At 68.9% G+C, this 8,285-nt stretch carries 8 protein-coding genes; 5 read left to right on the top strand and 3 right to left on the bottom strand.

The annotated features are described in order from the left end of the window. From M1M07_RS21555 to M1M07_RS21535, 5 genes are all read left to right on the top strand, one after another. Positions 1 to 1,254: ABC transporter substrate-binding protein (locus M1M07_RS21555; protein ID WP_248675497.1), on the top strand; the 1,254-nt coding region annotated here is incomplete at its 5' end. Further along, positions 1,251 to 2,057 carry an ABC transporter ATP-binding protein gene (locus M1M07_RS21550; protein ID WP_248675496.1) on the top strand — a complete coding sequence of 269 codons (807 nt, stop codon included), beginning with the start codon at positions 1,251 to 1,253 and terminating at the stop codon, positions 2,055 to 2,057. The genes M1M07_RS21555 and M1M07_RS21550, both read left to right, overlap by 4 nt. After that, positions 2,054 to 2,761: an ABC transporter ATP-binding protein gene (locus M1M07_RS21545; RefSeq protein WP_197253533.1), complete on the top strand. Its 708-nt coding sequence runs from the start codon at positions 2,054 to 2,056 to the stop codon at positions 2,759 to 2,761. Before M1M07_RS21550 ends, M1M07_RS21545 begins: the two co-directional genes overlap by 4 nt. A gap of 15 nt (positions 2,762 to 2,776) precedes the next feature. Continuing rightward, positions 2,777 to 3,661: a branched-chain amino acid ABC transporter permease gene (locus M1M07_RS21540; RefSeq protein ID WP_197253530.1), complete on the top strand. Its 885-nt coding sequence runs from the start codon at positions 2,777 to 2,779 to the stop codon at positions 3,659 to 3,661. Next, positions 3,658 to 4,737 carry a branched-chain amino acid ABC transporter permease gene (locus tag M1M07_RS21535; protein ID WP_248675495.1) on the top strand — a complete coding sequence of 360 codons (1,080 nt, stop codon included), beginning with the start codon at positions 3,658 to 3,660 and terminating at the stop codon, positions 4,735 to 4,737. The genes M1M07_RS21540 and M1M07_RS21535 overlap by 4 nt, the downstream gene beginning before the upstream one ends. Positions 4,738 to 4,816: 79 nt before the next feature. On the opposite strand, the gene M1M07_RS21530 is transcribed toward M1M07_RS21535, so the two are convergent. The 3 genes from M1M07_RS21530 to M1M07_RS21520 are packed head-to-tail and all read right to left on the bottom strand — an operon-like array spanning position 4,817 to position 8,279. Further along, positions 4,817 to 5,710 (bottom strand): oxaloacetate decarboxylase, encoded by an 894-nt coding sequence (locus tag M1M07_RS21530; protein ID WP_248675494.1) that lies wholly within the window; start codon positions 5,708 to 5,710, stop codon positions 4,817 to 4,819. Positions 5,711 to 5,727: 17 nt separating this feature from the next. Continuing rightward, positions 5,728 to 7,098 (bottom strand): phosphotransferase family protein, encoded by a 1,371-nt coding sequence (locus M1M07_RS21525; protein ID WP_248675493.1) that lies wholly within the window; start codon positions 7,096 to 7,098, stop codon positions 5,728 to 5,730. Beyond that, entirely contained in the window at positions 7,095 to 8,279 is a 1,185-nt protein-coding gene (locus M1M07_RS21520; protein ID WP_248675492.1) for an acyl-CoA dehydrogenase family protein, read from the bottom strand. The genes M1M07_RS21525 and M1M07_RS21520 overlap by 4 nt, the downstream gene beginning before the upstream one ends. Positions 8,280 to 8,285 lie beyond the last annotated feature (6 nt).

Below are 8,285 nucleotides of genomic sequence, written 5' to 3'. Positions count from 1 at the left end.
ACCCTCCCCGGAGCGATCATGAAACGTACTCTCGCCGTGGGCCTGACCGCCCTGTCCGCAGCCGCCGTGCTGACCGCCTGTTCCGGTCGCGGCACCACGATCGAAGCCGGCGAATGCGATCCCGGCATCACCGACACCGAGATCCGGTTCGGTTCGAGCCTGATGCAGTCCGTCGCCGGTCCGCAGGCGAAGGCCGCGACCGCCCTGTTCGAGGACATCAACCAGGACGGCGGCGTCACGATGGGTGACGGTAGGACCCGCCGGATCGTCTACACCGCCCTCGACGACGGCTACGACCCCGCACGCACCGTCGGCAACGTGCGCTCCCTGGTCGAACAGGAACAGGTCTTCGCCATCCACAACCTCGTCGGGACGCCGTCGACCCTCGCGGTCGTCGACTACCTGTCGTCGAAGAACGTCCCGCTGGTCTTCCCCATGACCGGCAGCGACGAACTGCTCGCCTCCGCCGCCGATCGTCCCGTCGTCGCCGGCGCCGTGAATCCTCAGACCGGATGGGAAGTTTCGGCCCACGCCGAGCAGATGCTGGCTCGACATCCGAACGCGAAGATCGCGGTGCTCTACCCGAACGACAGCCTCGGCAGCGGCAGCCTCGCCGCACTCGAAGCCGCTCTCGAGGGCAGCGGCGCGCAGATCGTCGCACGGCAGTCGTACGAACCGACCACGCCGTCGGTGGATTCGCAGGTCGTCAACCTCGCCAACTCGGGCGCCGACGTCTTCATGAACTTCGCGACCGCGAGCTTCGTGACCCAGTCACTGAAGAAGGCCCACGAACTGCGCTGGGATCCGGACACATACATCTACTCGGGCGCGACCGACACGAACTTCGTGCTCGCACCCGCGGGCCTGGAAGCCGCGGAGGGAATCCACTCGTTCTACTGGATCTACGACGTGAGCAGCCCCGAACACGACGACAGGCCCGGTGTGGCGAAGTGGCGTGAATTCGCCGCCCGGCACGCGCGCGATTTCGCAAGCACCGACACGATCGCGGCAACCGGCTACAACACCGCACAGCTTCTCGTCACCGCTCTCGAGCAGATGGACGGCTGCAGCCGAACGGATCTGCTCGACGCGGTCCGGAACCTCGACGGGGTGACGACGGACCTGTCCATCGAGGGCATCACCTTCGACACCACCCCCGACTACCCGTACGCGATCACGTCGATGGCCCCGATGACCTTCCGGGACGGCAGCTGGCACTACGACGCCGTGGTCACCCGCGGCGAGGACCGGTGACGGTGCACACCGGCGCGGCGGTCGGCAACACCGCAGCCGTGCCGGAACTGCGGGTCGAGGACGTGCGGCTGCGCTTCGGCGGCGTCGTCGCCCTGGACGGTCCGTCGTTCTCGATCGCCCCCGGAACCATCATGGGACTGATCGGACCGAACGGCGCGGGTAAGACGACGCTCTTCAACTGCATCTCGCGGCTCTACCAGCCCGATTCGGGCCGGATCACGTTCGGCGACACGAACCTGCTGGAGTTGCCCGCCGACGGCATCGCCGCGGCAGGCATCGCGCGCACCTTCCAGAACATCGGGCTCTTTCCCACCATGACGGTCGTCGAGAACGTCCTCAGCGGCGCATACTCGCGCACCCGCGCCGGATTCGTGCGTACCGCACTGGGTTCGCCGGCCGCACGGCGCGAGGAGCGGTACGAACGCGACGAGGCGTGGGCGCTGCTCGAGGCAATGAACCTCGCCCACGTCGGGCTCGAACCGGCCGGCAACCTGCCGTACGGGACGCTCAAACGCGTCGAACTGGCCCGGGCCCTCATGCAGCGGCCGAAGCTGCTCATGCTCGACGAACCGGCGAACGGCCTCATCCACGAGGAGGTCCTCGAACTCGCCGAGACCGTCCGCGACCTCCGCGACGAACGCGGCTTCTCCGTGCTGCTCGTCGAACATCACATGGCGATGGTCATGTCCATCTCCGACCGGATCGTCGTGCTCAACTTCGGACGGAAGATCACCGAGGGCGACCCCGCCGAGGTCGCGGCACACCCGGAGGTCGTCGAGGCCTATCTGGGAGGTGCGGCATGAGCCTGCTCGCCGTCCACGATCTCCACGCGCGATACGGGAACGCAGAAGTCCTGCACGGCATCGACTTCGACGTTCCGGCCGGTGAGGTCACGGTGGTCCTCGGCGCCAACGGTGCCGGCAAGACGACCATCCTCCGATCGATCTGCGCGATGGTGCACACCAGCGGGCGGATCGTGTTCGACGGCCGCGACATCAGCGGCATGCGGACCGACCGCATCGCACGTCTCGGTATCGCCCACGTTCCGCAGGGGCGGGGCACCTTCGGTGATCTCACCGTCGAGGAGAACCTTCTCATCGGCGGGTACACGACGTCGCAGGCCGCCACGACGCGGTCCATCGAGCGGTGGTACGAGTTCTTCCCGCGCCTGCGCGAACGCCGCACCCAGCTCGCCGCCGGCCTCAGCGGCGGCGAACAGCAGATGCTCGCGATCGCCCGCGCCCTCGTCCCCGAACCGCGGCTGCTCCTGCTCGACGAACCGTCGCTGGGACTCGCCCCCCGCATCACCCAGGAGGTGTTCCGCGCGCTGGGGCAGATCAACGAGGACACGGGCACAACCATTCTCGTCGTCGAACAGAACGCCCACCTGGCACTCGAGATCGGATCCTCGGCGGTCCTGGTCGACGCCGGGCGCGTCGTCGCCCAGCGCCCCGCCGCGGCTCTCGCCCACGACGACGCGGTGCGCCGCGCCTACCTCGGCTACTGAGGAGGAGTTTCAGTCATGCAGGTGTTTCTTCAGCAAGTCGTGGACGGCCTGACCTGGGGGGCGCTGTACGCGGCGTTCGCCCTGAGCATCGTCCTCGTCTACCGGGCATCCGGAATCGTGAACTTCGCGCAGGGCGAGATGGCGATGATCTCGGCGTTCTGCGCCTGGCAGTTCCACCAGTGGGGCGCCCCGCTCTATCTCGCGATCGCCGGTGCGATGGTGGTGGCCTTCCTGTTCGGCGCCCTCACCGAACGGGTGCTCATCCGGCCGCTCGCCTCGTCCCCGAACCACATGCCGCTCGTGATCATCACGCTCGGTCTCATGCTCGTGCTCAACAGTGCGGCGGGCTGGATCTGGGGCGTGCAGAGCAAGGAGTTCCCCTCGATCGTGTCCGGCCCGGCGATCACCCTGGGGCCGGTCGCGATGTCCCGTCAGTCGGTGGTGATCGTCGGCGCGGTCGTCGTGGTCGCGGCATTGCTGTTCGTCCTCTTCCAGCGCACCCGGATCGGGTTGGCGATGCGCGCTGCCGCCGGGAATCCGGAGTCCGCGAAGCTGATCGGTGTCCCGGTCGGGTCGATGCTCACCATCGGCTGGGGGCTCGCCGCCGCCATCGGTGCGCTCGCCGCCTCGCTCGCGGCTCCGCAGTTGTTCCTCCAGCCGAACATGCTGGTCGCCTCCCTGATCTACGCGTTCGCCGCCGCCGTGCTCGGAGGACTCGACAGCCCGGTCGGCGCGATCGTCGGCGGACTGTGCGTCGGGGTCGCCGAAAACCTTGCCGGCACCTACATCTCGTGGATCGGGCACGACTTCAAACAGGCGGTGGCACTCGCCCTGATCCTCGGGGTCCTGCTGCTACGGCCCGAGGGCCTGTTCGGGACCAGAAAGGTTGCACGGGTATGACATTCCTCGATTCACTCCGCCGACCGCGAGCCGAGCTCGATGCGCCGCTGTGGCTCTCACGCGTCACGGTCGTGGCCGTCGTCCTCGTCGCCGTCGTCGCCCCCCTCGTGTCCGCGCCGTACGTGAACTTCGACCGGTCGATGGTCCTGGTGTACATCGTCGTCGGGCTCGGCCTGAACCTGTTGACCGGCAACACCGGTCAGATCTCGCTGGGCCACGGCTTCTTCTTCGCCGTGGGGGCCTACCTCAGCGGGGTCCTCGTCGAGAACCACGGTGTGCCGTACCTGCTGCTGCTGCCGCTCGCCTTCGTCGTGTGCTACCTCGTGGGGTACGTCTTCGGGTTGCCGGCGCTGCGGCTACGCGGTCTCCAACTCGCCTTGGCCACATTGGGTCTGGCGCTGGTGACCCCCGCGGTCATCAAGCGGTTCGAGCACGTCACGGACGGTCACGCCGGCATCAACATCTCCGCTGCCGACGCGCCCGGGTTCACCGGCCTCGAGCGGGACCAGTGGGTGTACTACCTGTGCCTCGTGGTCGCGCTGGTCGCGTACCTGGTGGTCCGCAGGCTTTCGACCGGCCGGATCGGCCGCTCGCTCATCGCGATTCGCGACTACGAAGCGGTCGCCACCACACTCGGTGTTCCGGCCACCCGGACGAAGACGACGGTGTTCGCCCTCAGTGCCGCCCTCGCCGGCACCGGCGGCGTGCTCTATAGCTTCGTTGTCCAGTACGTCGGCCCGGAAGCGTTCGGGCTGCCGCTCGCGATCGCGTTCATCACGATGATCGTCGTCGGCGGACTGGGCACGGTCCCCGGTGTCGTGTTCGGTGCTCTGTTCGTCGTGTACGTGCCGCAATGGACCGCGGACATCAACCAGTCCGCCGCGGGCATCACCTACGGTGCGGCGCTGATCCTGTTCATCTTCGTGCTGCCGTACGGCGTCATCAGCGTGATCCGGGGTCTTCTCGGTCCCGTCGTCGCCCGGATTCCGGGCCGCCGCCGGGACACCCGGCCGGTGGCGGACGGCCGCGACACCGCACCCGATCTCGCCACCGTCGCCCGATCCACGACGGCCTGATCTCGCGGTTGTTCGATCCCACGAGAAGGCCCTCGGCTCGTAGCCGAGGGCCTTCGTCGTGGAACCGGTAGGAGTCCGATCACCGTTCGGCGAAACGCTGCCCGAGGTCGTCGATCTCGGGAAGACCCATGAACGAGGTGAACTCGTCGAACGGCGGCAGCTCGCCGAGCACCGCGCGCGGCGTTCCGTCCCGGAGGATCGCCCCATAGAACTCGCGCACCGACCGGGTCGCCGCGAGGAGCGCACCGATCGGGAACAGCACCAGGGCGAACCCGAGGTCGGTGAGCTCGTCCAGGGGGAGACCCGGGGTCCGGCCACCCTCCACCCAGTTGAACACCAGGCGGTGGCCCTTCAGCCGGGACGCGACCTTGCGCACGTCGTCGGCGCTCGCGGGAGCCTCGACGAACAGCAGATCCGCGCCCGCATCGGCGTAACGCTTCGCGCGCTCGATCGCCGCATCGATACCCTCGACCGCCGCCGCGTCGGTGCGGGCGATGACGAGCAGATCCGGGTCGGTGCGTGCCGCGGTCGCCGCCTCCAGTTTGGCGACCATCTCCCCGGCGGGAATCACCGCCTTTCCGGCCATGTGGCCGCACCGCTTGGGCGAGACCTGATCCTCGAGCTGAAGCGCTGCGACGCCGGCGTTTTCGTAGTCGCGAACGGTGCGGATCACGTTGATCGGATTCCCGTAGCCGGTATCGGCGTCGGCCACGACGGGTACGTCGACGGCCGCAACCATCCGGCGGGCGTGGTCCGCCATCTCCGTCGCGGTGAGCAGGCCGACGTCCGGCCGTCCCAACAGTGATGCGGCGGTGCCGAATCCGGTCATGTACACGGTGGAGAATCCGGCGGCTTCGGCCAGCCGCGCGGTGAGTGCGTCGTAGGCGCCGGGAGCGAGAACCGGGGATCCGGCGTCGAGCAGGCGGCGCAACTGTGGCCGCGTCGCGGTCCGGGCGCCGAGCAGGTCGGACATGGAATGCCTTTCGAATTTCAGGGAACCAGGTGCCGCGGGTTCGCGACCCGCAGCCTGGTGAGGACAGCGCTCGAGACGGCCCTGCGGACGGCGACGTCGTCGTAATCGAGAGCACCCGAGCGGATTTCGGTGGCGAGGTCGGCCTCGGTACCGCAGCCGAGTTCGCCGAGGCGAGCGCGCAGGGCGTTCGCGGCGTCGTCCCCGGCGGCAAGTTCCCGGCCGGCGATGCGCAGGAGGTTCACGCAGATCCGCAAGAGGTAGCGCTGCTGGTCGGAATCGTCGGCCAGAGCGGGCGCGATCTCGTCGGTGAGTGTGGTGGCGACGAGATCGACGATCTCGTTCGTCGTCGGCCGGTCGTGAACCGTGGCGGTCGCGGAACGCCGTTCGGGCGCCTCGCCCGGGTCGTCGAGGAGTCCGAGCACGAGCAGGAGGTCGTACTCGGATTCGCACACCCGGCGTCCGATGGACGCCAGTTCGAGGGAGAACTCCTCGCCGCTGAGGTGCCGCTGCGCCTGGAATCGGCTCAGGACGAGCCAGCGCAGGGTGCCGTAGGCCTCCCACCAGTGCAGTTCGGCGTCCGACGGGCGGATCCCGGTGGCGCGTTCGTATCCGTCGACGAGTTGCTCGCGGGTGCCGATGCCACCGACCGGCAACTCGGCACCGAACCGCCAGGCGCGGACGCACAACCAGCCCAGGTCCTCGATGGGGTCGCCGAGGTGGGCGAGTTCCCAGTCCAGGACGCCGCGGATCCCGGTTCGGTCGACGAGCAGATTGCCCATCCGGAAATCACCGTGTACCAGCGCTTTCGGCCGCACCGGTGGTCGATGGTCACGAAGCCAGCGCAATCCCATCTCGACGGCAGGGCGCGGCTCGTCGAATTCCCGGTACACCGCTTCGATCGCGTCGAGCGGATCCCCGGAATCGAGCATCGCCACCTCGGCGACGTCGCTGCGGTGGATCAGGCCCAGGACGTACCCCATCTGCTCGGCGAGCTCGGCCCGGACGGTGGCGAGTTCCGGGTCCCGCTGCAGTTTGCGCGGGAGCGATTCACCGTCGACCCTGTTCATCAGCAGATAGGGCGCGTCGATCCCCGGTGCGGTGTCGCCGGCCGCGAGGACCTGGGGGACCGGGACGCCGGCCGCGGCCGCGGCGCGCAGGCACGCGGCCTCCGCGCGCATGCGGTCGGCGTCGCCGTGGCCGGGCGGGTCGCGGCGCAGCACGACCGGCAGGGGACTGCCGTCCGAGATGTGGGCCTCGACAGACCACACCTGCCTGCTCGCCCCGCCGGTGAGCCGGTGCACGTCCGCGACCGTGACGGTTTCGCCCCGGGCATCGGTCAGGACGTCGGCGATGCCGTCGGCGAGTGTGGTGGTGGGGGATTCGGTCATCGCCACGGTGCCGCCTCGGGGTCGCGCAGGAGACGACGCGCCGTCGACATGCGGTGCACTTCGTCGGGGCCGTCGTAGATCCGCGCGTACCGGGCGCGGCGGTACATCTCCTCGAGCGGGGTGTCGCCGGTCAGGCCCAGCGCCCCGTGGACCTGGATCGCACGATCGACGACGTTGTGGAGCATCCGGGCTCCCCAGAACTTGATCAGGCCGATCTGGACCCGCGCGTCCTCGCCGGCGTCCATGGCACGGGCCGCATCGAGGGTCATCAGCCGCGCCGCGTGGATCTCGGCTGCCGATTCCGCCACGTAGCGGTGGATCTCGCCCTTCTCGGCGAGGAGCGTGCCGTGCACGTAGCGGCTGTTTGCGCGCTCGCACATCAGCTCGAATGCCCGCTGTGCCTGGCCGAGCCAGCGCATGCAGTGGAAGATCCGGCCGGGTCCGAGACGATCCTGGGCGACGACGAACCCCTTGCCGCGCTCCCCGAGGAGGTTGGCGGCCGGGACGCGGACGTCGGTGAGCCGGACCTCGTAGTGGTCGCTCGGGTCGTGGCCCATGGTCGGGATCGAGCGGACGATCTCGAATCCGGGGGTGTCGGTGGGCACGATGATCGCGCTGATCCGCGAGTGGCGCGGCGCGGACTCGGGCTCGGTGCGGGCGAAGACGGAGCAGTATCCGGCGTCGGCGACACCGGTGGTGAACCACTTGTGGCCGTTGATGACCCAGGTGTCGCCGTCGAGTTCCGCCCGGGTCTCGATCAGGGTGGGGTCCGAGCCGGCGACGTCGGGTTCGGTCAGGCCGACGGACGGCAGGAAGTCCCCGGCGACCAGCGGCGGGATCCACCGCTTCTTCTGCTCCTCGGTGCCGTGTTTGCGCAGCATCAGCGTGTCCTGCATGGACACCGAACCCACTGCGAGCTGGCCGAATTCGGAGCGTCCGATGATCTCGTTGAGGTAGACGAAGTCGAGGAACGGCACGCCCCCGCCACCGATGTCGGCCGGGTGTCCGAGAGCCCAGAGCCCGAGTTCCTTGGCGCGGGACCGCAATCCGTCGAGCGTCTTCCGGGCGTCGTCACCCTCACGGGTGAGGACCGGTTCGGTGGGGATGACCTCGCCGTCGATGAAGGCGCGCATCCGGGCGCGCAGGTCGGCGATCTCGCCGTCGGGCTGGTTCACCATCATTCCAGT

The sequence above is a fragment of the Rhodococcus sp. HM1 genome (assembly GCF_023218075.1).
GTDB lineage: Bacteria > Actinomycetota > Actinomycetes > Mycobacteriales > Mycobacteriaceae > Rhodococcus.
The sequence above is the reverse complement of the archived record's forward strand: the minus strand, read 5'-3'. Positions and strand labels throughout refer to the sequence as shown.